The following is a 22097-nucleotide window of genomic DNA, read 5'->3' as shown; positions in this document are numbered from 1 at the left end:
ATGGGCGAATGGAATGTGTTGTTGGAATTGATGTCGGCGGGACGACGATGAAGGGCGGCCTCGTCCGCGACGGCGCCGTCGTCTACGCCGAACGCCGCCCCACACCGCGAGCCGACGGGCCCGCCGCGGTGATCGCCGCCATCTCCGCCTTCGTCGCCGACCTGGCGGCGCCGCGCGGGGGACTGCGGCCGACGGCCGTGGGGCTGGCCGTCCCCGGCCTGGTCACGCCCACGCACGCGGTGTTCTCCGCCGCGTTCGGCTGGCGTGACGTGCCCGCCGCCGCCTTCGCCGACGTGCCGTTGCCCGTGGTGCTCGGCCACGACGTGCGCTCGGCGGGTGAGGCCGAGCTCGCGTACGGCGCCGCTCGCGCCGAGCCGAACGTGCTGTTCCTGCCCATCGGGACCGGCATCGCGGGCGCGATGGCGCTCGACGGCACCCTGTACGGCGGAGCCGCCGGATGGGCGGGCCAGATCGGCCACATCCCCGTCCATCCGGACGGATTGCCGTGCGGCTGCGGCCAGCGCGGCTGCCTGGCCGCCTACGCCTCGGCGTCGTCCATCGCGGCGCGCTGCGGGGAGACCTCGGCCGCCGCCGTGCTCTCGCGCACCGACCAGGTGGCCCGCCAGGTGTGGGACGAGGCCGTGGAGGCGCTCGCCCTCGCCCTGGCCACCTACACACTCCTGCTGGATCCCGCGCTGGTCGTCATCGGCGGCGGGCTCGCGCAGGCGGGCGAGGCACTGGTGGGGCCGCTGCGGACGCGCCTGGCCGCGTGCCTGGCGTTCAGGCCCGCGCCGAGGGTGGAGGTCTCGGCGCTCGGCACGCAGGCGGGCCTCCTCGGCGCCGCCCTCCTGGCCACCCGCTCGACCGCCTGACCACGCCGTGCCGTTCGCGGCCGGCCCCATCTCAGCGCAGGAAGGCCTCCGGCACCTCCACCTTCCGGGCGCGCAGTTCCTCGCCGAGCGCCTTGGCCTGCGGGTCGAGCCGGGGACTGGCCGCGACGCCCCTGCCGAGCAGCCCGTGGACGACGAAGTTGAGGGCGTTGAGGTTGGGCAGCTCGTACCGCTCGACCGCCAGCCCCTCCAGCGAGGGAAGCAGCTCCACGAGCCGCTCGGCGGTCAGCGTCTCCGCCAGCCAGCCGTACTCCTCGGGGGTGCGCACCCACACGCCCAGGTTCGCGTTCCCTCCCTTGTCGCCCGACCTGGCCCCGGCGACCCGCCCCAGCGGCGCGGCGGCCGTCGGCACGCCGGTCCCGTCCCACCGCCGCGTCACGGGCTCGACGAGCACCTCCATCGCCGCGCCCGGACGCCCGGACGAGGGGAGCGCGATCTCCTGGCCGGCCACGAAGACCCGAGGGCGGACGTCGGCGGCGGGGACCAGCGTCGGCCAGTAGACGCCGTAGGGAGAGGCGTCTCCCGGCGGGGTCAGCCCGTAGAAGCCCGGATAGCTGGCCAGCCCCGTCTCCACCACCGCGGAGGAGAAGGCCCGCCCCGCCCTGCGCGCGTCCCGGTCCGTGACGGTGATCCGCAGCAACGGGGGGTCGAAGGAGACGTCCACCGACTCGAACGACTCGCGAGGCACCCGCGCCCAGATCGCCTCCTGCGCCACCCGCGCCTTCTCCTCCAGATCGAGCCCGGTCAGCACGAGCGTCATCGTGTTGCGGTACCCGCCCAGGTAGTTGACCGCCACCTTCAGCGTCTCGGGCGGCGGCTCCCCCCTGACCCCCGACACCCGCACCCTGTCAGGGCCCTCCTGCGACAGCTCGATGGTGTCGAAGCGGGCCACCACGTCGGGTCCGAGGTAGCGCGGCGAGCCGATCTCGTACAGCAGCTGCTCCGTGACCGTGCCCACCGACACCGCGCCGCCGGTGCCGGGATGCTTGGTGATCACCGACGAGCCGTCCTCGTGCAGCTCGACGAGGGGGAAGCCGCAGTGGGCCAGATCGGGCACCTCGTGGAAGAAGGAGTAGTTGCCGCCCGTCGCCTGGCAGCCGCACTCGATGACGTGCCCGGCCACGACCGAGCCCGCCAGTGCGTCCAGGTCGTCGGGCCGCCAGCCGTAGCGCCAGATGCCGGGGCCGGTGACCAGGGCGGCGTCGGTGACCCTGCCGGTGACGACCACGTCGGCGCCCGCCGACAGGGCCGCGGCGATGGGGCGGGCGCCCAGGTAGGCGTTCGCGGTCAGGACCGGCTCGGCGAGCTTCTCGCCGGTGTCGAGGTTGACCAGGTCGAGGTTGTGCCCGGTGACGTCGTCGCCGGTGACGTAGGCGACCTTCGCTGTCAGGCCCAGCTTCTCGATCGCCGCCGCGCAGCCCTCGGGGTCGAGCCCCCCGGCATTGGAGACGATCTTGATGCCGCGCTCCAGGCAGGTCCCGAGCACCTGCTCCATCTGCTTGACGAAGGTCGGCGCGTAACCGGGGCGGCCCTTCATCCGGTTGCCCGCCAGGATCAGCATCGTCAGCTCGGCCAGCCAGTCGCCGGTCAGCACGTCGATGGGGCCGCCCTCGACCATCTCGCGGGCGGCCGACAGGCGGTCGCCGTAGAAGCCGCTGCAGTTGGCGATCCTCAGCACCACTTCGGCGGCCTCTTCTCCATGAAGGCGGCAATGCCCTCCTGGCCCTCCTCGGAGGTGAAGCGCTGGGCCGACAGCGCGGCCATCTGCCTGAGCCCCTCCTCGAAGGAGACCGAGGGCAGATCGCGGACCAGGCGCTTGGTGATCGCCAGCGCCTCGGGGCCGCCCTTGACCAGCATGTCGGCGTAGTGGGCGACCGTGGCGTCCAGGTCCTGCATCGGCACCGCCCTGTTGATGAGCCCGATCTCCTGAGCCCTGGCCGCGTCGAACACCTCGCCCGTCATGAGGTACTCGGCCGCGGCCCTGGGCTGCAGCCGCCGCAGCACGGGCACCGAGATCATCGCGGGCACCACGCCGAGCCGTACCTCGGAGAAGGCGAACGACGCGGTCAGCGGGGCGATCGCGAAGTCGCAGGAGGCCACCAGGCCGAGGCCGCCCGCGCGCGCGGTGCCGTTCATGCGGCAGATGACCGGCTTCGGGCTCTCCCAGATCAGCGTCATGATCTCGGGGAACGAGGCGGTCACGGGAGCGTCGCTCACGCCGCGCGCGGGCTCGATGCGCTGCTCCTTCAGGTCCGCGCCGGAGCAGAACACCGTGCCGGTGCCGGTCAGCACGATCACCCGCACCTCGGGCTCGGCCAGCGCCCAGTTCAGCCGGTCCTCCAGATCGCCCAGCAGGCGCACCGACAGCGCGTTGCGGTTGGGCGGCGAGTCCAGGGTGATGGTGGCGATGCCACCCTCCAACTCCTTGTGGACCAGGCGCGTCATGCTTCCCCTTCCTCGATGATCGCGAGCACGGCTTCCGCCTCGACCTGCGAGCCCTTCTCCACCATGACGGCGGCGACGACCCCGTCGGCGGGCGCGGCGATCTGATGCTCCATCTTCATCGCTTCGAGCACCAGGACCACCTGGCCCTTGACCACGGTGTCCCCCTGCTCGACCTCGACGCGCAGCACGCTACCCGGCATGGGGGCCAGCAGGGAGCCCGGCGCGTGGTGTTCGGCGGGTTCGGGCAGGCGGGGGAGCGGGATGAGCCTGGTGTCGCCGACGTAGACACCGGCTCCGTGGTGCGCGACGGCGAACGTGTGGCGCACGCCGCCGACCTCGACGACCACCTGGTACGGCGTCGCGCTGACCACGCGCACCCCTTCGGGCACGGGGTCGTAGCGGACCTCGATCTCCTCGAACCTGGCCACCTGCGGCTGCGACCTGACGTTGCGCCATCCGGAGGGCAGGCTCCGCTGCACGGTGGCCGCGTCCCTGTTGCGGGCGGCGATGGCGAGGGCCGCCGCGAGCGCCTCCAGCTCGGTGGGCGCGGCCCGGCCCGCGAGGTCGTGCTCGTCGAGGAAGCCCGTGTGCGTGTCGCCGTCGGCGAACGCCCGGTGCGCCAGGACGTTCCGCAGCAGGGAGCGGTTCGTGGTGAGGCCGTGGACGCGGGCGCCGTCCAGCGCAGCGGTCAGCTTCCTGATCGCCTCGGCACGGCTCCCGCCGTACGCGATGATCTTGGCCAGCATCGGGTCGTAGTGGGTGGAGACGACCGAGCCCGACTCGACGCCCGAGTCCACCCGCACCGGGCCTGGGACCTCGAACAGCTCGACCACCCCCGACTGGGGCAGGTGGGAGGCGTCCTCCGCGTACAGCCTGACCTCGACCGCGTGGCCCCTCGGCGCGGGCCTCTGCCCGGGCAGCGGCCGGCCCTCGGCGACTTGCAGTTGCAGCTCGACCAGGTCCACGCCGTAGACCAGCTCGGTGACGGGGTGTTCGACCTGCAGGCGGGTGTTCATCTCCAGGAAGGCGATCGTGTCGTCCTTGACCAGGAACTCCACCGTGCCGGCGCCCACGTAGCCGATCTTCCCTGCGGCCGCGACGGCAGCCGACTCCAGCCGATCGCGCAGCTCGGGGATGACGGCGGGGGAGGGGCACTCCTCCACCACCTTCTGGTGGCGGCGCTGGATCGAGCACTCGCGCTCGCCGAGCGCCCACACCGTGCCGTGGACGTCGGCGAGGATCTGCACCTCGATGTGGCGGGCCCGTTCGAGCAGCGGTTCGACGAACACCGTCCCCTCGCCGAACGCAGACTCGGCCTCCCTGCTCGCCGCGGCCACGGCCGCGTCGAGCTCGGCGGGGGTCCTGACGACGCGCATGCCGCGCCCGCCGCCGCCCGCCGACGCCTTGACCAGCAGCGGGTAGCGCCAGCCCGCGCCTTCCCGCGCCCTGGCCTGCGCCACGGCAGGCGACGGCAGGACGGGCACCCCCGCCTCCGCCATCAGCCGCTTGGCCTCGATCTTGGAGCCCATCGCGGCGATCGCCTCGGGAGGCGGGCCCACCCAGGTCAGGCCCGCGTCGATCACGGCTCGGGCGAAGGCGGCGTTCTCCGACAGGAACCCGTAGCCGGGGTGCACCGCGTCGGCGCCCGACCGCTTCGCGGCGTCCACGAGAGCCTCGACGTCGAGGTACGACAGCGGCCCGCCGAGCCGTACGGCCAGGTCGGCCTCGGCCACGTGCGGCGCGCCCTCGTCGACGTCGGAGAAGACCGCGACGGTCTCGATGCCGAGCTCGCGGCAGGTCCTGAAGATCCTGCGGGCGATCTCGCCCCTGTTGGCGACCAGCAACCTGGCGATCGTGCCGTGCGCGGTCATGGCCTGAACACCCCGAATCCGGCAGCCTCGGGGACGGCCGCGCTGTTGATCGCCGACAGGCACAGCCCGAGCACCGTGCGGGTGTCGCGCGGGTCGATCACCCCGTCGTCGTACAGCCGGCCCGACAGGAAGAACGGCAGCGACTCCTGCTCGATCTGCGCCTCCACCATGGCCCGCATCGCCGCGTCTCCCTCCTCGTCGTAGACCTGCCCGCGCGCCTGCGCCGCCTGCCGTCCGACGATCGACAGCACGCCCGCCAGCTGCGCCGGACCCATCACGGCCGACTTCGCGCTCGGCCAGGAGAACAGGAAGCGAGGGTCGTAGGCGCGCCCGCACATCCCGTAGTTGCCCGCGCCGTAGGAGGCGCCCATCACCACGGTCAGATGCGGGACCGTCGAGTTCGACACCGCGTTGATCATCATCGCGCCGTGCTTGATGATGCCGCCCTGCTCGTACTCCTTGCCGACCATGTAGCCGGTCGTGTTCTGCAGGAACAGCAGCGGCGTGCGCGTCTGGCCGGCCAGCTGGATGAACTGCGTGGCCTTCTGCGCCTCCTCGCTGAACAGCACGCCGCGCGCGTTGGCCAGGATCCCGATCGGATAGCCGTGCAGCGTCGCCCACCCCGTGACCAGGCTGGGCCCGTAGATCGGCTTGAACTCCTCGAACTCGCTGCCGTCCACGATCCTCGCGATCACCTCACGCGGATCGAACGGCACCTTGAGGTCCTCGGGGACGATGCCCCTGAGCTCCTCCGCCGCGTACCTCGGCTCCCGTACGGCAAGCGGGCCGATGCCCAGCTTGCGCCATCGCAACGACTTCACGATGGTCCTGCCGATGCGGAGGGCGTCGTGCTCGTCGGCGGCCAGGTAGTCGGCCAGGCCGCTGACGCGCGCGTGCATCTCGGCCCCGCCGAGCGACTCGTCGTCGGACTCCTCGCCCGTGGCCATCTTCACCAGCGGAGGGCCGCCGAGGAACACCTTCGCGCGCTCCTTGACCATCACCACGTAGTCGCTCATCCCCGGCACGTAGGCGCCACCCGCCGTGGAGTTGCCGAAGACCAGCGCGATCGTCGGGATGCCCGCGGCCGACAGCCGCGTCAGGTCCCTGAAGACCTGCCCTCCGGGGATGAAGATCTCCTTCTGCGTCGGCAGGTCGGCGCCGCCCGACTCCACCAGGTTGACGTACGGCAGGCGGTTGCGCAGCGCGATGTCGGCCGCCCGCAGCGTCTTCCTCAGCGTCCACGGGTTGGAGGCGCCGCCCCGGACCGTCGGGTCGCTCGCGGTGATCACGCACTCGACGCCCTCGATGACGCCGATCCCGGTCACCACGCTGGCCCCGACGGGGAAGTCGCTTCCCCACGCCGCCAGCGGCGACAGCTCGAGGAAGGCGGAGTCCGGGTCGATCAGCAGCTCGACGCGCTCCCTCGCCAGGAGCTTGCCGCGCCTGCGGTGTCGGTCCACGTACTTCTCGCCGCCTCCCGCGACGGCCTTGCCGTGCTCGGCCTCCAGGTCGCCGAGCTTGGCGAGCATGGCGCGCCCGCGAGCCAGGTACTCGGGGTCGGTCGTGTCCAGCCGGCTGACGATCACCTGTCCTCCTTCCCTGTGGTGCCTGTCATGCATCCTTCGCGGTCCCGGCCGCCCTGCCCTCGTTCGACGAAGGGGGCCGGCTCGGAAGTTGACGGCTGCGTCAGGCCGATGGCGCGGGCCCAGAGCCTGGTCAGGTGGTCGACCGCCGTACGCTCGTCGGCGCGCTCGCCCAGATCCAGCCAGACGTGGGCGAAGTGCTCCACCATGCCGCCCAGCATGATCGCCGTCAGCCTGGGGTCCAGGCCTGGATCGGCCAGGCCCTGCTCCTGCAGCCTGCGCAGGCCCTCGGCGCCCCGCCTGACGAACACCTCCCTGAGCTCCAGCAGCAGCCCGCGGAAGCGGTCGTCGCCTGTCGCGATGTGCTCGAGCATCCTGAGCAGCCGCGAGTTGGCCGCCCACGCCCGCAGGTAGAGCAGGTTCGCGGCCTCGACGCGGGCGTACGGGTCGTCGGGGACCGTGGGGCCGACGACGCTCGCGGTGAACATCTCGCCCACCGCCGCGCCCGCCACCTCCCCGAACAGCGCCTCTTTGGAGTCGAAGTAGGTGTAGAAGGTGCCGTGCGATACCTCGGCCCTGGCGCAGACGTCGTCGATGCGCACGGCGTCGTACCCGTGCTCCTCGAACGCCTCGCGCCCCGCCTGAAGCAGCGCGGCCCTGGTCCGCCGCCCGCGAGCGGTCAGCGCCTCAGACCTGACGATCACGTCAACAACTTAGCAACGCCATACCCGCCCAGTGAAGGCCCTCTTCGAAGTCACGCGGGAAAGACGCGCGGGAAAGGCGCGCGGGAAGGTCGCGCGGGAAGGTCGCGCGGGAAGGTCGCGCGGGAAAGACGAAGGGCCCGGTGGACGCGGGTGCGCGTCCGCCGGGCCCTCAGATGGTCAGCCGCAGTGGCTCCAGCCGCTCTTCCACGAGAGCGTGCCCCAGGAACCGCCCCAGATGACGCACTTCTTGACCGCCGGCAGCCGGACCGGCCCCGAGTACGCGGTGAACGAGCCGGGGTTGGAGCCGCTGCTGCCACCCTGCACCTGGAGGACGGCGTTCATCGACACCTTGGCGGGCACCACGTACTTCGACATGGTGACCACGCAGTTCCTGCCCGCGCCGCTGCTGTACAGCAGGTAGATCGTGGCCTTCGTGCTCAGCGCGTGCGAGTCGACCACCTTGTAGCCCGATCCGCAGACGCCTGCCGCCGTGTAGGGGTTCGGCTTCGGCGGCGTGGAAGGCTTGGGGGTCGGCTTCGGGGTGGCCGGCGGCTTCGCGGTCGTCGTCGGCTTGGACGTGGGCTTGGAGCTCGGCCTGGGGCTCGGCTTGCTGCTCGAGTGCCCGTACGCGTCGCCGACCGTCGGCTCGGTCAGCCCCGTCGGATCGGGATCGGGGTCGACCAGGCCCGTGCTCTTGGTCGGCTTGGCCGTCGGCCTGGTCTTCTTCGTCGGCTCCGTCGAAGGCTTCTGCTGCTGGGCGGGAGGCACCGTGGTGTGCGGCACGGAGACCGCCGGTTCCTCGACCTTCTCCTTCTTCGACTTGGTCGCCTCGGGCGTCGCGGTGTCCTGCGTCAGATCGGGCGAGATCTCTGGCTCGGCCGGCTGCTCGGCAGGCGGAATCACCTCGGTGGAGTCCGCGGTCGGCTCCTGCGGAGGCGAGCTGGCGGGGGAGTCGACCGCGACCAGCGTCGCGGGCACCTTGCCGCCCGCGCTCGCCCACACGACGGTGCCCGCCAGCAGGAGGGCCCCCGCCGCCGCCGCCGACACCGCGACCGTCACCGTACGACGGCGCGTGCTCGAACCGCCGGCCTGGGTGTCCCCGGAGGGGGGACGCTGGCCCGGTACGGCGGTGCCGGGCGCGGGAGCGCCGGGAGCGAAGGGCTGCCCCTGCCTCGGAGGCGCGGGGTGGCCGCCAGGCGGCATCGGGTGGCCGCCTGGCTGCCCCGGGTGACCACCGGGCTGGCCTGGCTGGCCACCGGGCTGGCCTGGCTGGCCGCCGGGAGCCGGTTGCCCTGCCTGGGCCGGGTGTCCTGCGTGCCCAGCCTGGCCCTGCTGTCCCGGTTGGGGGAGCGGCGGCGGCAGCTTGTTGCCGGTCTGGTGGACGGCCATCGCCGTCTCACCGGTCGTCTGCCCCGTCAGGCGTGCGATCAGCTGCTCGGCCGTCGGCCGCAGCGCCGGATCCTTGGACAGGCAGGCCGCCACCAGCTCGCCGAGCACCCCGTCGAGCCCGCCGACCTCCGGCTCCTCGTTCAGGATCCGGTTCATCACCACGGGAATGGAGTCGGAGCCGAAGGCGGGCTTGCCCGTCGCGGCGAACACCATCGTGACGCCCCACGCGAACACGTCGGCCGCCTCCGACACGGGAGCGCCGCTCAGCTGCTCGGGTGCCAGGTAGGCGGGCGTGCCCATGGCCATCCCCGTGGCCGTCGCGCCCGGCGAGTCCAGGGCGCGGGCGATGCCGAAGTCGATCACAACAGGGCCCTCGGGGCCCATGAGCACGTTCGCAGGCTTGAAGTCGCGATGCAGGATCCCCGCGCGGTGGATGGCCGCCAGGGCGGTGGCCGTACTGATGGCCAGCCTCTCCAGGGCCGCTCCCCTGCGCGGCCCCTCCCCGTCGACCAGCTGCCGCAGGGATGGCCCCGGCACGTAGTCCGTCACGATGTACGGCCGGCTGCCCTCCAGATCGGCGTGCAGCACAGGCGCGGTGCAGAACCTCGCCACGCGCTGCGCCACCGCCACCTCGCGCAGGAATCTCGTCCGCGCGTCGGCGTCGGCCACCAGAGCGTTGTGCAGGAGCTTGACGGCCACCTGCTCGCCTGCTGGGCCTTTGCCCAGGTAGACCACGCCCTGCCCGCCCTCGCCGAGCCGCGCGGTGATCTCGAACGCACCCAGCCGGCGCGGGTCGTCCGCGGTCAACGGCTGGAACTGAGTCACGTCGAACCCCCGTATTTCCTCTATAGGTGGGGCAAAACGCTATCAGTGTGGTTCGTGAGTCGTCTCACTGGTTTGACGATGTGTCCGGATTGCGATCGACCGGGCGCAGTCAGAGAGCGACACGGACCCCGTGTCGACCTCCACAACCCCCGTTCAGCACGATGACGTTCAAATCGCCTTTCCGGGGTTGAGGATGCCGAGCGGGTCGAAGACCCGCTTGATGCCCTGCTGGACCTCGGTCACGACCGGTCCCGACTCCAGGCCGAGCCAGCGGCGCTTCAGCAGCCCGACGCCGTGCTCGCCGGTCAGCGTGCCGCCGAGCTCCAGCGCCGCCTTGAACACCTCGTCGGCCGCGGCCCACACGCGGGCGGGAGGCTCAGGCGTGCCGTGCTCGAAAATGAAGACGGGGTGCAGGTTGCCGTCGCCCGCGTGCGCCACCGTGCAGATCATCACCTCGTGCCGCGCGGCCGCCGCCTCCACCGCCGAGATCATGTCGGGCAGCGCCGAACGCGGCACGCACACGTCCTCGACCAGGCACGCGCCGAGGCGCTCCTTGGCCTCGTAGGCCATCCGCCTGATGCCGATGAGGTCCTCGGTCTCCTCGGGCGTCGAGGACACCGCCACGAAGGAGGCCCCGTTCGCCTCGCACAGCTCCCGCATCAGGGCGGCCATCGCCTGGCCGTCGGAGGCGTCCGACTGGCCGATCAGCATGGCGTTGGTGGAGTCCTCCAGGCCGATGTTGCGCCAGTCGTCGATCGCCTTCAGCGTGGCCCTGTCCAGCAGCTCCATCAGGGACGGCTGGCAGCCGGCCGCGATGATCGCGGACACGGCCGCGGCGGCGTCGCGCAGCGAGCCGAACTCCGCGGCGATCGTCGCGGGCGGCGCGATCGGGGCGCGGCGCAGCCGTACGGTGGCCGAGGTGATGATGCCGAGCGTGCCCTCCGAGCCGACGAACAGGCCCGTCAGGTCGTAGCCGGTGACGCCCTTGACCGTGCGGCGGCCGGTGTTCAGGATCCTGCCGTCGGCCAGCACGACCTCCAGACCGAGCGCGGAGTCGCGGGTCACGCCGTACTTCACGCACCGCAGCCCGCCCGCGTTGGTGGCCAGGTTGCCGCCGATGGTGGAGATCTCGTAGGAGGAGGGGTCGGGCGCGTACATCAGCCCGTGCTCCCTCGCCGCCCTGTCCAGATCGGCGGTGATCACGCCGGGTTCGACGACGGCGATCTCGTCGGCGGGGCTCAGCTCGCGGATCGCGGTCATCCTGGCCAGCGACAGCACGATCGAGCCCTCGCTGGCGGTCGCCGCGCCCGCCAGGCCGGTGCCAGCGCCGCGCGGCACGACGGGCACCCGGTGCTCGGTGGCCCACCGCATGGTGGTCACCACGTCGTCGCGGGAGGTGGCGAGGACCACCCCGAGAGCTTTGCCGGGCTCGAGGAACGTGCGGTCGCGTGCGTACGAGTCGACCACGTCGGGGTCGGTCAGCACCCTTCCTTCAGGAAGGCTCTTCACCAGTGCCTCAATCACGATGAGACTCTACGGCCCGATTTGCGCCAGCCGCACGTCAGGGCCAGACTGCCCGGATGGATCTGTCCTGTCCGGAGTGCGGCAAGGCCGACAGGGTGGCGTCGGTACCGGGGATCGTGGCCGACGGTACGAGCTTCCACCTCGGACGCGCGAGCATGCCCAAGGAGCGCGCCGTCGTCGACCTGCCCGCCGCCTCGCTCGTCGGCACGAGAAAGCACCCGATGACCAGGACGCAGCTGGCGGTGTGGCTGTCCTTCCCCGCCAGGCACGAGGTGCCCCGAGCCCGCCATCAGGGGTATGTCATGCTCGGCTTCGCCGCCCTCGCGCACGTGGTGCTGGCGCTCACGCTGGCCATGAGCGACCGGACGAACTTCCTGATCGACCTGCTGGGCCCGTTCTGCGCGACCGGCGTCTTCTGGTGGTTCGGGCTGATGTTCGTCATGGGCGCGCACGGCGCGCGCAAGCGCGACCAGGCCGAGGCGCCGGCCCGCGAGCAGGCGCTCCTGGTGTGGCAGGAGCTCTACTACTGCTCGCGGGACAACGTCGCCTTCGAGCCTGGGGTGGGCGTCGCCTTCCACCCCAGCGAGACCCGTGAGTACATCTTCGGCTTCAGGTACGGCAGGCGCCGCCGCCCCTGACCCCGCCCGTCAGTCCCGCGACAGCAGCTTCTCCGTGGCGACCAGGCGCACGCACACGGTCAGGCCGGTGATCGCCTCCTCCAGCTCCTCCAGGTCGGGGTAGGTGGGGGCGATGCGGATCGTGCGGTCGGCCGGGTCGTCGCCGTAGGGGTGCGTCGCGCCCGCGGGCGTGAGCGCGATGCCCGCCGCCTTAGCCTTGGCGACGACCTCGCGGGCGCAGCCCTCGGGGACGTCGAGGCTGATGAAGTAGCCGCCCGTGGGCGCCGACCAGGTGGCCATGCCCGTGCCGCCCAGCTCCTTGGTGAGGATCCTGTCGACGGTCTCGAACTTCGGCCAGACCAGCTCGGCGTGTCTGCGCATGTGCGCGGCCAGGCCCTCGGCGTCGCGCAGGAACTCCACGTGGCGCAGCTGGTTCAGCTTGTCGGGGCCGATGCTCTGCTTGGACACGTTGCCCAGGTACCAGGCGACGTTGGCGGGGGAGGAGCCGAAGAAGGCCACGCCGCTGCCCGCGAGGCTCACCTTGGAGGTCGAGCCGTAGACGAAGGCGCGGTCGGCGTTGCCGTGTTCCTCGCACAGGGCCAGCAGGTCGGCCAGCTCGGCGTGGGTGCCGGTGAGGTGGTGCACCGCGTACGCGTTGTCCCAGAAGATGCGGAAGTCGGGCGCGGCGGTGGGCATCGAGGCCAGGCGGCGGACGGTCTCCTCGCCGTAGGTGACACCCGAGGGGTTGCTGTACTTCGGCACGCACCAGATGCCCTTGATCCGCGGGTCGTCGGCGACCAGCCGCTCGACGACGTCCATGTCGGGGCCCTCGTCGGTCAGCGGCACCTGGATCATCGTGATGCCGAAGCGCTCGCACAGCGCGAAGTGCCTGTCGTAGCCGGGCACCGGGCACAGGAAGACGATCTCGTCCTCCTCGACCCACCTGCGCGAAGCGCCGGGCAGGACGCTGAGCAGCGAGAAGACGATCGAGTCGTGCATCATCGCCAGGCTGGAGTTACCGCCCGCGACCAGCTGAGCGGCGGGGACCTGCAGCTGCTCGGCGAACAGCTCGCGCACTTCGGCCAGCCCCTGCAGGTTGCCGTAGTTGCGGCAGTCGGTGCAGTCGGCCGCCAGGTGCGTGGACGGCAGGCCGTTCATCCCGTCGGCCAGGTCGAGCTGGCGGGGAGAGGGCTTGCCCCTGGTCAGGTCGAGCTTCAGGCCGCGCCGCACGAGGGCGTCGTAGTCGGCTGCGGCCTGCTCGCGCTGAGCGGTCAGCTCGTCGAGGGTCACGGGATGTTCCTTCCTAGGCTGGGATACGAAGAATAGTGGGTGTCGAAAAGATAACGGCGCACCAGCCCGGTCACCATCAGTGACTCCACCACCAGCGCGGGTCTTACAGAGATCTCCGGAGGAAACCCGGTCGTTCAGGGGCGGCGAGGAGTCCGGACCCCGCGCGGGGTGGCCCGGCGGAGCAGGGGCAGCCCACAGCGCGCAGCGCGCATGACCTTCTGCATTCGCCTACGGATCATCCATCAACACGGCAAAATACGAACGTGCGTACGGCATACAAAGTACCGGTCTACCCCGCCGAACAGCAGGCGGCGGTGCTCAACCGCACGTTCGGCTGCGTACGCCTGGTGTGGAACCGCGTGCTTTCGGGCGAAACTCCCCAAGCTCGGCTGGGTTCGCTTCCGCATCACCCGGCCGCTCGGCGGAAGCGTGAAGAACGCCACCGTCAGCCGCGACGGCGGGCACTGGTACATCAGCTTCCTCGTCGAGGACGGGATCACCCCGCCTGATCGGCACGCCAACCCCGGCACCGGGGTGGGGATCGACCGGGGCGTGGTCGAGGTTGTGACCCGCTCGGACGGCCTGTTCCACCACCAGGTCTTCGCCCGCGATCGGGAAGTCGAGCACGCCAAGAAGCTCCAGCGGGGCCTCGTCCGGACCGCGAAGGGATCGGCCCGGCGCAGGAAAGCCGCTGGCCGGGTCGCCGACCTGGCGCGGAGGATCCGCAGACGCCGCCAGGACTTCGCCGCCAAGACCGCCTGCGACGACATGATCAACCTCCTTGGGTCCGCCTCATGCTAGCCGTGCCCGTGCCCGTGCCCTTGGCTGTGCGCGTGCCCGTGCCCCTGCGTGGGCTCCTGCACGTGGCCGTGCCCGTGGCCGACGAGGACGGCGGGCCTGCCCGACGGGACGAGTCCGAGCGCGACCGCCCCCGCGACGGCCGCGGCGCCCGCGCACCAGGCCAGCGCCTCGGGGAAGCCGCCCACCGCCAGGCTGGAGACCGCCGCGACCCCGATCGAGCCGCCCAGCTCGTGAAAGGTGTTGATCACGCCGGAGGCCACGCCCGCCTCTCCAGGAGGGACGTTGGCCATGGTCGTCGCCGTCGCGGTGACGAAGGCGGGCCCGATGCCGAAGGCGGCGATCACGAACCCGGGCAGGAGCGTGGTGTAGACGCCCGCCTCGGGCGAGACGCGGGTCATGAGCGCGGCGCCCGCGGCGGTGAGCAGGAAGGCGGCCACCGCGACGGGGCGGCCGCCCACCTTGCCGATCAGCCGCCCGCCCAGGTGCGCGCCGAGCGTGATCGCGATCGCGACCGGCAGGAACAGCAAGCCCGTCTCCAGCGCGCCGTACCCCAGCACCCGCTGCAGGTAGAGCGAGCTGAGGAAGAACAGCCCCAGCATCAGGCCCGTCGCCATGAGCATGACGAACGTGCCCGACAGGACGGGCCGCCTGGCCATCGTCGCCGCGCGCATGAGCGGGGCCCCGGTCACCCGCTCGACCCACACGAACACCGCGTACACCAGCGCGGAGGCGCCCAGCCACAGGCCCGCCGTACCCCATCCGGCCTCGCCCACGATCACCAGCCCGTAGATCAGCAGCGCCGTGGCGGCGGTGACCAGCAGCGCGCCGGGCAGGTCGAGCGGCTGCCGCGCCGCGGGGGCCGAGGAGGGCACGAAGGACGGCAGCGCGGTCAGCACGATCAGGCCCACGGGCACGTTCACGAAGAACGCCCACGCCCACCCGGGACCCGCCGTCAGCAGGCCGCCGAGCAGCACGCCCACGGCCGCGCCCGTGCCGCCGATCGCCGCCCACACCGCCAGCGCCCTGGTGCGGCGCTCGCCATGGAAGACGGTGGTGATGGTGGCCAGCGCGGCGGGCGACAGCAGCGCGGCCCCGACGCCCTGCAGCCCGCGCCCCGCGATCAGCGACGCGCCACCGGGGGCGAGCCCGCACAGCAGCGAGGCGAGCGTGAAGACGGCGAGCCCCGTCATGAGTATCCGGCGCGCGCCGAAGGCGTCGGCGAGCCTGCCGCCGAGCACCATCAGGCCGCCGAAGCACAGCGTGTAGGTCGTGACGACCCAGGTCAGCGCCTCGCGGTCGAGGCCAAGGTCGACGCCGATGGACGGCAGCGCGACCTGTACGACGGTGATGTCGATGATCAACATGAACTGGGCCAGGCAGAGCAGGACCAGCAGCATGGGCGAACCCCTCTCGCTAACTCGTACAGTAGTGTTCGAGTTATGAGGCAAGCATACGGAGGGTGGGTATGTCCAGAGCTTTCAGGCGGCGAGGACCGAGCGGAGCGTCCTGGTCAGCACCTCGGCCGCCTCCGCACGCTGAAGGCGGCCCGCCTCGATCTCGCCCGCCGCGTTGTGCAGCAGCCCGAAGAACGTGCTGACCAGCCACGACAGCGGCAGGTCGGTACGGAAGGCGCCCTCGTCCATGCCGCGCGCGATCAGCTGCTCGACCCTGGCCAGGGGCTTGCCGTGCCGTTCGCGGATGCGCTCGGTCGGCAGCGCCCTGTCGGCGGCGACGAACAGGCGGCTGTGCCGGTCGAGGATCTCCCACGAGGAGCCGATCAGCGTGTCCATGGCCTGCGTGGCGGGCACCCCTTCGAGGTCGAGGCCGGACAGCGCCAGCTCGGCGTGGTCGACGGCATCGCGCAGGACGGCGTCGAGCAGCGACTCCCTGGAGGGGAAGTGGCCGTAGAGCGTGACCCTGCCGACGCCCGCCTCCTTGGCGATCTCGGCCACGCTGACGCCTGGGTCGGCGCCCAGCAGGCGCGCGGCCGTGGCCAGGATCGCGGCGATGTTGCGCTCGGCGTCCGCCCTGCGCGGCTGCGTCGACTTCCCCATGGTCAAACTGTAGGCCCCGGCGTACGCTCCCTGAATGTCCACCGAACTCACGCTCAACGGCATCGTGGCCAGGGTCTGGCCTGGCGAGCACCCCCGCTACCTGGCCGTCCTCGTCCACGGGTACGGCGAGCACATCGGCCGCTACGAGCACGTGGCCGCCGCACTCGTGGCGCACGGAGCGGCCGTCTACGGCCCCGACCACAGGGGACACGGCAGGTCCGAGGGCGAGCGCGTGCTGATCGAGGACTTCGAGGACGTCGTCACCGACGTGCACGCCGTCACCGAGCGCGCCATGGCCGACCATCCGGGGGTGCCCGTGGTCGTGATCGGCCACTCCATGGGCGGCCTGATCGCCACCCGCTACGCCCAGCGGTACGGCGACGCCCTCGCCGCGCTCGTCCTGTCCGGCCCGGTCATCGGCACGTGGGAGGCGATCGACGTCCTGCTGTCGCTGGACGAGATGCCCGACATCCCCATCGACCCCGCCACGCTCTCCCGGGACCTGTCGGTGGGCGCCGCCTACGCCGAGGACCCCCTCGTCTGGCACGGCCCCTTCAGGCGCCCCACGATCGCCGCGTTCGCCACCACCATGGAGACGATCGCCAAGGCGGGGAGCCTCGGCCCGCTGCCGACGCTGTGGATCCACGGCGAGGAGGACCCGCTCGTGCCCCTCGCGGGCAGCAGGAGGGGCATCGAGGCCGTCAGGGGCGACGACCTCACCGAGGTGATCTATCCGGGCGCCCGCCACGAGGTGTTCAACGAGACCAACAAGGAGGAGGCGCTGGCCGAGGTCACCGCGTTCATCGACCGAGCGCTGGGTTGATGTGGATCTTCGGCCCCGGCCCCGCGTCCGGTGGCCGCCACCCCGCGAGCACCTCGCCCGCCTGCTCCAGCGGGACCGTCGCGGCCACCAGCGGTTCGGGGTCCACCGCGCCCGAGCTGTAGTGCTCGACGGCCGCGCGCAACCCCTGCGAACCGCCGAGGACGCCGACCGCCGTCACGTCCTTCAGCACGAGCCGCCGGGTGTCGATGGTGCTCGGCGTGGCGGCCAGGCCGATGTAGACCACCCTGCCGCCCGGCTCGACCAGGTCGAGCGCCGCCTGCGGCACCGCCGCCGCGTTCGTCGCGTCGATGATCGCGTCGTACGGCAGGCCCGGCAGCTCCTCGGCGCTCCACACGCCCTCCCCGGCCTCCAGGCCGACCAGGTGGACCTCCGCGCCCGCCGCCCTGGCGAAAGCGGCGGCCAGCCGCCCGATCGTGCCTGGCCCCCAGACCAGCACCCTCATGCCCGCCCGCGCCCCCGTCGCCCTGGCCGCGCGCAACGCGTTGCCGCCGGGCTCGACGAGCGCGCCCGCCGTGGGGCCCACCTCGTCGGGCAGGGCGAGCAGCGCGGTGGCGGGCATCAGCAGCTGCTCGGCCAGCGCGCCGGGCCAGCCGCCCCTGATGCCGACCTCGAAGCGGTCCTCGCACACGTGGTGGCGCCCGCCCATGCACCTGGCGCAGCGGCCGCAGCCGAGCATCGTGTCGCCGGCGACGCGCCGGCCCAGCCATGCGGTGTCGACCCCCTCGCCGGCCGAGGCGACCCTGCCGCACCACTCGTGGCCGAGCCTGATCGGATAGCCGGCGTGGCCCTGCTTCAGGTAGGCCATCTCGCCGGTGTAGAACTCCAGGTCGGTGCCGCAAAGACCGACCCGCTCGACGTCCACCACGACCTGGCCGGGACCCGCCACGGGCGGCTCGACCTCCTCCACGACCGCCTCGCGCGGGCCGAGCAACGCGAAGGCCCTCATGGCGCCGCGACCACCCGCTGGCGCTGCACGCCGAGCCGTTCGATGCCCAGCTCCATCACGTCGCCAGGCTTGAGGAAGATCGGCGGGTTGTGGCCCATGCCGACGCCCGGAGGCGTGCCGGTGTTGATCAGGTCGCCGGGCTCCAGCACCATGAACTGGCTCAGGTAGCGGACCAGGAACGCGGGACCGAACAGCATCGTCGCCGTCGAGCCCTTCTGCCTGCGCGTGCCGTTCACGTCGAGCCACAGGTCCAGCGCCGCCACGTCGGGGATCTCGTCGGGCGTGACGAGGTAGGGGCCGCACGGGTTGAACGTCTCGGCCGACTTGCCCTTCACCCACTGCCCGCCGCGCTCGATCTGGAACTCGCGCTCGCTGACGTCGTTGACCACCACGTATCCGGCGATGGCCTGGCGGCCGGCCTCGTCGTCCTCCAGGTACTGGCAGCGCCGCCCGACGACGATGCCGAGCTCGACCTCCCAGTCGGTCTTGGTGGAGCGGCGCGGGATGCGGACCTCGTCGTGCGGCCCCACCAGCGTGTTCGGCGCCTTGTTGAAGACGATCGGCTCGTCGGGCACGGCCTGTCCCGTCTCGGCGGCGTGGTCGCTGTAGTTGAGGCCGATGCACAGGATCTGGTGCGGGCGGGCGATGGGCGGGCCGATCCGCTCGTCGGTGAACGGGGTGACCGAGCTGTCCCGCACGGCCTCGCGCAGGACGGCGGCGCCTCCTCTGGCGAAGAAGGCGGCGTCGAAGTCGGGCGTGAGGTCGGAGACGTCGACGTAGCCGTCGCCCACGCGAACGGCCGGCTTCTCGGCGCCGGCGGGGCCGATGCGCATGAGGTACATCTGATGGAACTCCCGATCAGTGGTGCTCTCAGAGATTGTCGAGGTCGGTGGGGCCTTTCCACGGGGTGGCGGGCAGGCCGGTGACGCCGACGTCGGCCGCGAACAGCCCGCCGCCCGCCGTCGTGATGACCAGCGCGGAGCCGACGAAGGCCGCGCTGGAGGTCTTCGGCGAGGCGACCTTCACGCTGTCGAGCAGCCGGCCGTCGGGCGTGTGGCGGCGCACCTCGCCGGCGCCCCAGATCGCGATCCAGAGGTTCCCCTCGACGTCCACCGCCATCCCGTCGGGCAGCCCGTCGCTCACCTGGAGGATCACCGCGCGCGGCCCGACCCGTCCGGTCTCCACATCGTACGGCTGCGCCCACACCACCCCTGGAATGCTGTCGACGTGGTACAGCGTCCGCCCGTCGGGCGACCAGCCGAGCCCGTTGGAGATGGTCAGCCCGTCGGCCAGCACGCTCACCGTGCCGTCCAGCTCCAGCCGGTAGAGCCGCTCCTGACCCTGCCGTTCGTCCTTGGCGGTGCTGCCCGCGAGGAAGCGCCCCGCCGGATCGCACCTGCCGTCGTTGAACCTGCTGGCGGTCCCTTTGGGCAGCACCCTCGGCCCCACGGTGGTCCGCTCGCCGATCGTCGCGAAGCCGTGCTGCGCCGCGACCAGGAGGGAACCGTCGGCGGCGGGCGCCACCGCGCCCACGGTGCCCGGCAGGGTGTGCGTCCTGACCACCCGCAGGTCGCCCTCCCGCAGCGCGCCCTCCATGACGCGGCCGGTCGGGATGTCGACCCAGAGCAGCCGCTCGGCCACGGGATCCCACAGCGGGCCCTCGGCCAGCTCGTAGGTCTCGGTGGACAGCGAGTCGGCGATCATCGCAGCTCCTTCACGATGGCGTGGATCTCGGGCAGCGCCTCCACGAGGGAGGGCAGGGACGTCCTGTAGGCCAGCGCGCTCACGCTGACCGCGCCGCTCGGCGTGGTGGCGGAGGTGAGGAAGACGGGGACGGCCACGCAGTTGACGCCCACCTCGTTCTCCTGGTCGTCGACGGCGCAGCCCCGCTCGCGCACCGCCGCCAGCTCCGCGCACAGCTCCTCGACGGTGACCTTGGTCCGCGGGGTGCGGCGCTCCAGCGCGACCTCCCGCGCCCACGCCGCCACCGCCGCGTCGTCGGGCAGCGCCCACGCCAGCAGCAGCTTGCCGACGCCGGTGCTGTGGGCGGGGTTGCGACCGCCGACCGTGGAGGTGAGCCGCACGGGGCCCGAGGGCGGGTCGACCTTCGCCCGGTAGACCACCTCGCGCCCGTCGAGCACCGCGTAGTGCGCGGTCTCGCCGAACCTGCCGGCCAGCCGTTCCAGCGCGGGGCGGATCCTGACGTGGTCGGGCCTGGCCTCGTGGTGGGTGAAGGCGAGCCGGAGGAACTCGTCGCCCAGCAGGTAGCGGCCCCTGCCGTCCTGCACGGCGAACCCGGCGCGGCGCAGCGCGGCCAGGGCTCTGTGCACGGTCGGCTTGGGGCTGTCGACGGCCTTGGCCATCTCCTCGAGACCGATGCCCTCGGGCCGTTCGGCCAGCACCCGCAGCACCACGAGCACCCGGTCGGCGCCGACGAGCCGGTCTTCTCCTCGTGGAGTTTCGGGGTTAGGGTCGATCACGTTCCGAATGTTAGATCAGTGTTCCGGTTAATGGAAGAAGCATATGCGTAGCTCGCACTGGTACGAGGGAACCGACAGAAACGCCTACATCCACCGCGCCTGGATGCGCCGCGGCCTGCCCCGCGAGGCCTTCGAGGGCGGCAAGCCGCACATCGCGATCGCCAACACCGCCTCCGATCTCACCCCGTGCAACATCCACCTCGACGAGGTCGCCACCAGCGTCAAGCAGGGCGTGTGGGAGGCCGGCGGCGTCCCGCTGAACCTTCCTGTCATGTCGCTCGGCGAGACGAACGTCAGGCCGACCGCGATGCTGTGGCGCAACCTGGCCGCCATGGCCATCGAGGAGATGCTGCGCGCCAACCCCATTGACGGCGTGGTCCTGCTCGGCGGCTGCGACAAGACCATCCCCTCGCTGCTGATGGCCGCCGCCTCCGTCGGCCTGCCCGCCGTCGTCGTGCCCGGCGGGCCGATGCTGACCGGGCACTTCCGCGGCGTTCCCCTCGGCTGCGGGACCGACGTGTGGCGGCTCAGCGAGGAGGTGCGGGCCGGCACCCTGTCCAGGGAGGCGTTCCTGCGCTCCGAGGCGGCGATGATCCGCAGCAAGGGCCACTGCAACACGATGGGCACCGCCTCCACGATGGCGTGCGTGGCCGAGGCGCTCGGCATGACCGTTCCCGGTACGGCAGGCACGCCCGCGGCCGACAGCAGGCTCCTCGAACGGGCTCACGAGACGGGCCGCCTCGCGGTCGCCATGGTCGCCGAGGACAGGACGCCGGGCCGGGTGCTCACCCGCGCCTCGTTCCGCAACGCGATCGTCGCCCTGGCCGCGATCGGCGGCTCGACCAACGCGGTCGTGCACCTGCTGGCCATCGCGGGACGGCTCGGCGTCGACCTCACCCTGGACGACTTCGACCGGATCGGTGCCGGTGTGCCGCTCCTGGCCGACCTGCAGCCCGCCGGACGCCACCTGATGGACGACCTGTTCAGGGCGGGAGGGCTGCTCGCCGTGCTCAAGGAGGTGAGCGACCTGCTCGACCCTTCGGCGGTGACCGTCACGGGACGGCCGCTCACCTCCTACCTGGACGAGGCGGAGATCTGGGACGAGACGGTCATCAGGCGCCGGTCGTCGCCGCTGCTGGAGGACGCGGGCATCGCCGTCCTGCGCGGCAACCTGGCGCCGCGCGGCGCGGTCATCAAGCCCGCCGCGGCCTCGCCCGAGCTGCTCAGGCACAGGGGAAGGGCGGTCGTCTTCGACAGCGTCGAGGACCTGCGCGACCGGCTCGACTCGCCCGGCCTCGACGTCGACGAGACCAGCGTGCTGATCCTGCGCGGGTGCGGTCCGCGCGGCTATCCGGGCATGCCCGAGGTCGGCAACCTGCCGCTGCCCGCCAAGCTGCTGGCCAAGGGGGTCCGCGACATGGTGCGCATCAGCGACGCCAGGATGAGCGGCACCGCCTACGGCACCGTCGTCCTGCACACCGCGCCGGAGGCGGCTGTCGGCGGGCCGCTGTCACTGGTGCGGACGGGCGATCCGATCGAGCTGGACGTGCCCTCCAGGCGGCTCGACATCGACATCCCGCAGCGGGAGCTGGCGCTCCGTGAGCCGGTGACCACCGGGTTCGCGACGCCCACGAGGGGGTGGCAGCGGTTGTACATCGACCACGTCCTGCAGGCCGACCAGGGGGCCGACCTCGACTTCCTGGTGGGGTCGAGCGGCCACGAGGTCGGCAGGGAGTCCCACTGAGATCTTTTTCGGGTCCGCGCCCGTGGCACCGGCCGCGGCTTTCGGCGTGCGGGCAAGGGTTTCTCGGCGGGGTTTCGGAGGCAGCGATGG

20 protein-coding genes are annotated in these 22097 nt (G+C 72.1%); 6 read left to right on the top strand and 14 right to left on the bottom strand.

The features are described from left to right. Positions 1-8: 8 nt before the first annotated feature. Positions 9-872 carry an ROK family protein gene (locus tag AB0B45_RS45895; RefSeq protein ID WP_358144444.1) on the top strand — a complete coding sequence of 288 codons (864 nt, stop codon included), beginning with the start codon at positions 9-11 and terminating at the stop codon, positions 870-872. A 31-nt stretch (positions 873-903) separates the two neighbouring features. On the opposite strand, the gene AB0B45_RS45890 is transcribed toward AB0B45_RS45895, so the two are convergent. The 7 genes from AB0B45_RS45890 to AB0B45_RS45860 all read right to left on the bottom strand — a co-directional run bounded on the left by AB0B45_RS45890 (position 904) and on the right by AB0B45_RS45860 (position 11231). Then, a complete protein-coding gene (locus AB0B45_RS45890) occupies positions 904-2571 on the bottom strand; it encodes an acyclic terpene utilization AtuA family protein (RefSeq protein ID WP_358144443.1) in 1668 nt (555 codons plus the stop codon). Further along, positions 2562-3335, bottom strand: coding sequence for an enoyl-CoA hydratase-related protein (locus AB0B45_RS45885; protein WP_358144442.1), 774 nt, complete (start codon positions 3333-3335; stop codon positions 2562-2564). Before AB0B45_RS45885 ends, AB0B45_RS45890 begins: the two co-directional genes overlap by 10 nt. Continuing rightward, complete coding sequence (locus AB0B45_RS45880) at positions 3332-5206, bottom strand: biotin carboxylase N-terminal domain-containing protein (RefSeq protein WP_358144440.1); 1875 nt, start codon at positions 5204-5206, stop codon at positions 3332-3334. Before AB0B45_RS45880 ends, AB0B45_RS45885 begins: the two co-directional genes overlap by 4 nt. Next, positions 5203-6735, bottom strand: coding sequence for a carboxyl transferase domain-containing protein (locus AB0B45_RS45875; protein WP_358144467.1), 1533 nt, complete (start codon positions 6733-6735; stop codon positions 5203-5205). Before AB0B45_RS45875 ends, AB0B45_RS45880 begins: the two co-directional genes overlap by 4 nt. Before the next feature lie 53 nt (positions 6736-6788). After that, a complete protein-coding gene (locus AB0B45_RS45870) occupies positions 6789-7493 on the bottom strand; it encodes a TetR/AcrR family transcriptional regulator (RefSeq protein WP_358144439.1) in 705 nt (234 codons plus the stop codon). Positions 7494-7670: 177 nt separating this feature from the next. Further along, the gene (locus AB0B45_RS45865) at positions 7671-9707 is read right to left on the bottom strand and encodes a protein kinase (protein ID WP_358144437.1); all 2037 of its coding nucleotides are present in this window, start codon (positions 9705-9707) and stop codon (positions 7671-7673) included. A 168-nt stretch (positions 9708-9875) separates the two neighbouring features. Further along, on the bottom strand, positions 9876-11231 hold the full coding sequence (locus tag AB0B45_RS45860) for an FAD-linked oxidase C-terminal domain-containing protein (RefSeq protein WP_358144435.1): 1356 nt from the start codon (positions 11229-11231) through the stop codon (positions 9876-9878). 56 nt (positions 11232-11287) lie between these two features. On the opposite strand from AB0B45_RS45860, the gene AB0B45_RS45855 reads away from it, so the two are divergent. Continuing rightward, entirely contained in the window at positions 11288-11869 is a 582-nt protein-coding gene (locus tag AB0B45_RS45855; RefSeq protein ID WP_358144433.1) for a hypothetical protein, read from the top strand. Positions 11870-11878: 9 nt separating this feature from the next. Here AB0B45_RS45855 and AB0B45_RS45850 read toward each other — a convergent pair whose 3' ends face one another. Beyond that, a complete protein-coding gene (locus AB0B45_RS45850) occupies positions 11879-13138 on the bottom strand; it encodes an aminotransferase class I/II-fold pyridoxal phosphate-dependent enzyme (RefSeq protein WP_358144432.1) in 1260 nt (419 codons plus the stop codon). Positions 13139-13401: 263 nt separating this feature from the next. Here AB0B45_RS45850 and AB0B45_RS45845 point away from each other — a divergent pair, with 263 nt between their 5' ends. Both AB0B45_RS45845 and AB0B45_RS45840 read left to right on the top strand, forming a co-directional pair. Beyond that, a complete protein-coding gene (locus AB0B45_RS45845) occupies positions 13402-13647 on the top strand; it encodes a helix-turn-helix domain-containing protein (RefSeq protein ID WP_358144431.1) in 246 nt (81 codons plus the stop codon). Beyond that, entirely contained in the window at positions 13568-13939 is a 372-nt protein-coding gene (locus AB0B45_RS45840) for a transposase (RefSeq protein WP_358144428.1), read from the top strand. Before AB0B45_RS45845 ends, AB0B45_RS45840 begins: the two co-directional genes overlap by 80 nt. Here AB0B45_RS45840 and AB0B45_RS45835 read toward each other — a convergent pair. Together AB0B45_RS45835 and AB0B45_RS45830 are read right to left on the bottom strand one after the other, a co-directional pair. Beyond that, positions 13936-15336 (bottom strand): MFS transporter, encoded by a 1401-nt coding sequence (locus AB0B45_RS45835; protein WP_358144426.1) that lies wholly within the window; start codon positions 15334-15336, stop codon positions 13936-13938. The two genes, AB0B45_RS45840 and AB0B45_RS45835, sit on opposite strands and share 4 nt — an antisense overlap. An 81-nt stretch (positions 15337-15417) precedes the next feature. Next, positions 15418-15993: a TetR/AcrR family transcriptional regulator gene (locus AB0B45_RS45830; protein WP_358144424.1), complete on the bottom strand. Its 576-nt coding sequence runs from the start codon at positions 15991-15993 to the stop codon at positions 15418-15420. 34 nt (positions 15994-16027) lie between these two features. Here AB0B45_RS45830 and AB0B45_RS45825 point away from each other — a divergent pair, with 34 nt between their 5' ends. Continuing rightward, positions 16028-16816 carry a lysophospholipase gene (locus AB0B45_RS45825; protein WP_358144422.1) on the top strand — a complete coding sequence of 263 codons (789 nt, stop codon included), beginning with the start codon at positions 16028-16030 and terminating at the stop codon, positions 16814-16816. Here the strand turns inward: AB0B45_RS45825 and AB0B45_RS45820 are convergent. From AB0B45_RS45820 to AB0B45_RS45805, 4 genes are read right to left on the bottom strand one after another with little or no spacing between them, the layout of a single operon-like run. Beyond that, positions 16794-17783, bottom strand: a complete 990-nt coding sequence (locus AB0B45_RS45820; protein WP_358144420.1) for an alcohol dehydrogenase catalytic domain-containing protein — start codon at positions 17781-17783, stop codon at positions 16794-16796. The two genes, AB0B45_RS45825 and AB0B45_RS45820, sit on opposite strands and share 23 nt — an antisense overlap. Continuing rightward, the gene (locus tag AB0B45_RS45815; RefSeq protein WP_358144418.1) at positions 17780-18625 is read right to left on the bottom strand and encodes a fumarylacetoacetate hydrolase family protein; all 846 of its coding nucleotides are present in this window, start codon (positions 18623-18625) and stop codon (positions 17780-17782) included. Before AB0B45_RS45815 ends, AB0B45_RS45820 begins: the two co-directional genes overlap by 4 nt. A gap of 28 nt (positions 18626-18653) precedes the next feature. Further along, on the bottom strand, positions 18654-19487 hold the full coding sequence (locus tag AB0B45_RS45810) for an SMP-30/gluconolactonase/LRE family protein (RefSeq protein ID WP_358144416.1): 834 nt from the start codon (positions 19485-19487) through the stop codon (positions 18654-18656). After that, positions 19484-20263 carry an IclR family transcriptional regulator gene (locus AB0B45_RS45805; protein ID WP_358144414.1) on the bottom strand — a complete coding sequence of 260 codons (780 nt, stop codon included), beginning with the start codon at positions 20261-20263 and terminating at the stop codon, positions 19484-19486. The genes AB0B45_RS45810 and AB0B45_RS45805 overlap by 4 nt, the downstream gene beginning before the upstream one ends. 43 nt (positions 20264-20306) lie before the next feature. Between AB0B45_RS45805 and AB0B45_RS45800 the strand changes: the two genes are divergently transcribed. Continuing rightward, entirely contained in the window at positions 20307-22007 is a 1701-nt protein-coding gene (locus AB0B45_RS45800) for an IlvD/Edd family dehydratase (RefSeq protein WP_358144412.1), read from the top strand. Positions 22008-22097: the final 90 nt, after the last annotated feature.

This window comes from Nonomuraea sp. NPDC049152 (genome assembly GCF_040648355.1).
Lineage (GTDB): Bacteria > Actinomycetota > Actinomycetes > Streptosporangiales > Streptosporangiaceae > Nonomuraea.
Note: the sequence above shows the minus strand (reverse complement) of the source record. Positions and strands in the feature narration are given on the sequence as shown.

Bases quoted from the DNA above. Each gene is read 5' to 3' on its own strand.
- AB0B45_RS45825 (WP_358144422.1), top strand. From the start codon at position 16,028: ATGTCCACCGAACTCACGCTCAACGGCATCGTGGCCAGGGTCTGGCCT.
- AB0B45_RS45820 (WP_358144420.1), bottom strand. From the start codon at position 17,783: ATGAGGGCCTTCGCGTTGCTCGGCCCGCGCGAGGCGGTCGTGGAGGAG.
- AB0B45_RS45895 (WP_358144444.1), top strand. From the start codon at position 9: ATGGAATGTGTTGTTGGAATTGATGTCGGCGGGACGACGATGAAGGGC.
- AB0B45_RS45830 (WP_358144424.1), bottom strand. From the start codon at position 15,993: ATGGGGAAGTCGACGCAGCCGCGCAGGGCGGACGCCGAGCGCAACATC.
- AB0B45_RS45835 (WP_358144426.1), bottom strand. From the start codon at position 15,336: ATGCTGCTGGTCCTGCTCTGCCTGGCCCAGTTCATGTTGATCATCGAC.
- AB0B45_RS45810 (WP_358144416.1), bottom strand. From the start codon at position 19,487: ATGATCGCCGACTCGCTGTCCACCGAGACCTACGAGCTGGCCGAGGGC.
- AB0B45_RS45815 (WP_358144418.1), bottom strand. From the start codon at position 18,625: ATGTACCTCATGCGCATCGGCCCCGCCGGCGCCGAGAAGCCGGCCGTT.
- AB0B45_RS45885 (WP_358144442.1), bottom strand. From the start codon at position 3,335: ATGACGCGCCTGGTCCACAAGGAGTTGGAGGGTGGCATCGCCACCATC.
- AB0B45_RS45855 (WP_358144433.1), top strand. From the start codon at position 11,288: ATGGATCTGTCCTGTCCGGAGTGCGGCAAGGCCGACAGGGTGGCGTCG.
- AB0B45_RS45880 (WP_358144440.1), bottom strand. From the start codon at position 5,206: ATGACCGCGCACGGCACGATCGCCAGGTTGCTGGTCGCCAACAGGGGC.
- AB0B45_RS45800 (WP_358144412.1), top strand. From the start codon at position 20,307: ATGCGTAGCTCGCACTGGTACGAGGGAACCGACAGAAACGCCTACATC.
- AB0B45_RS45875 (WP_358144467.1), bottom strand. From the start codon at position 6,735: ATGCTCGCCAAGCTCGGCGACCTGGAGGCCGAGCACGGCAAGGCCGTC.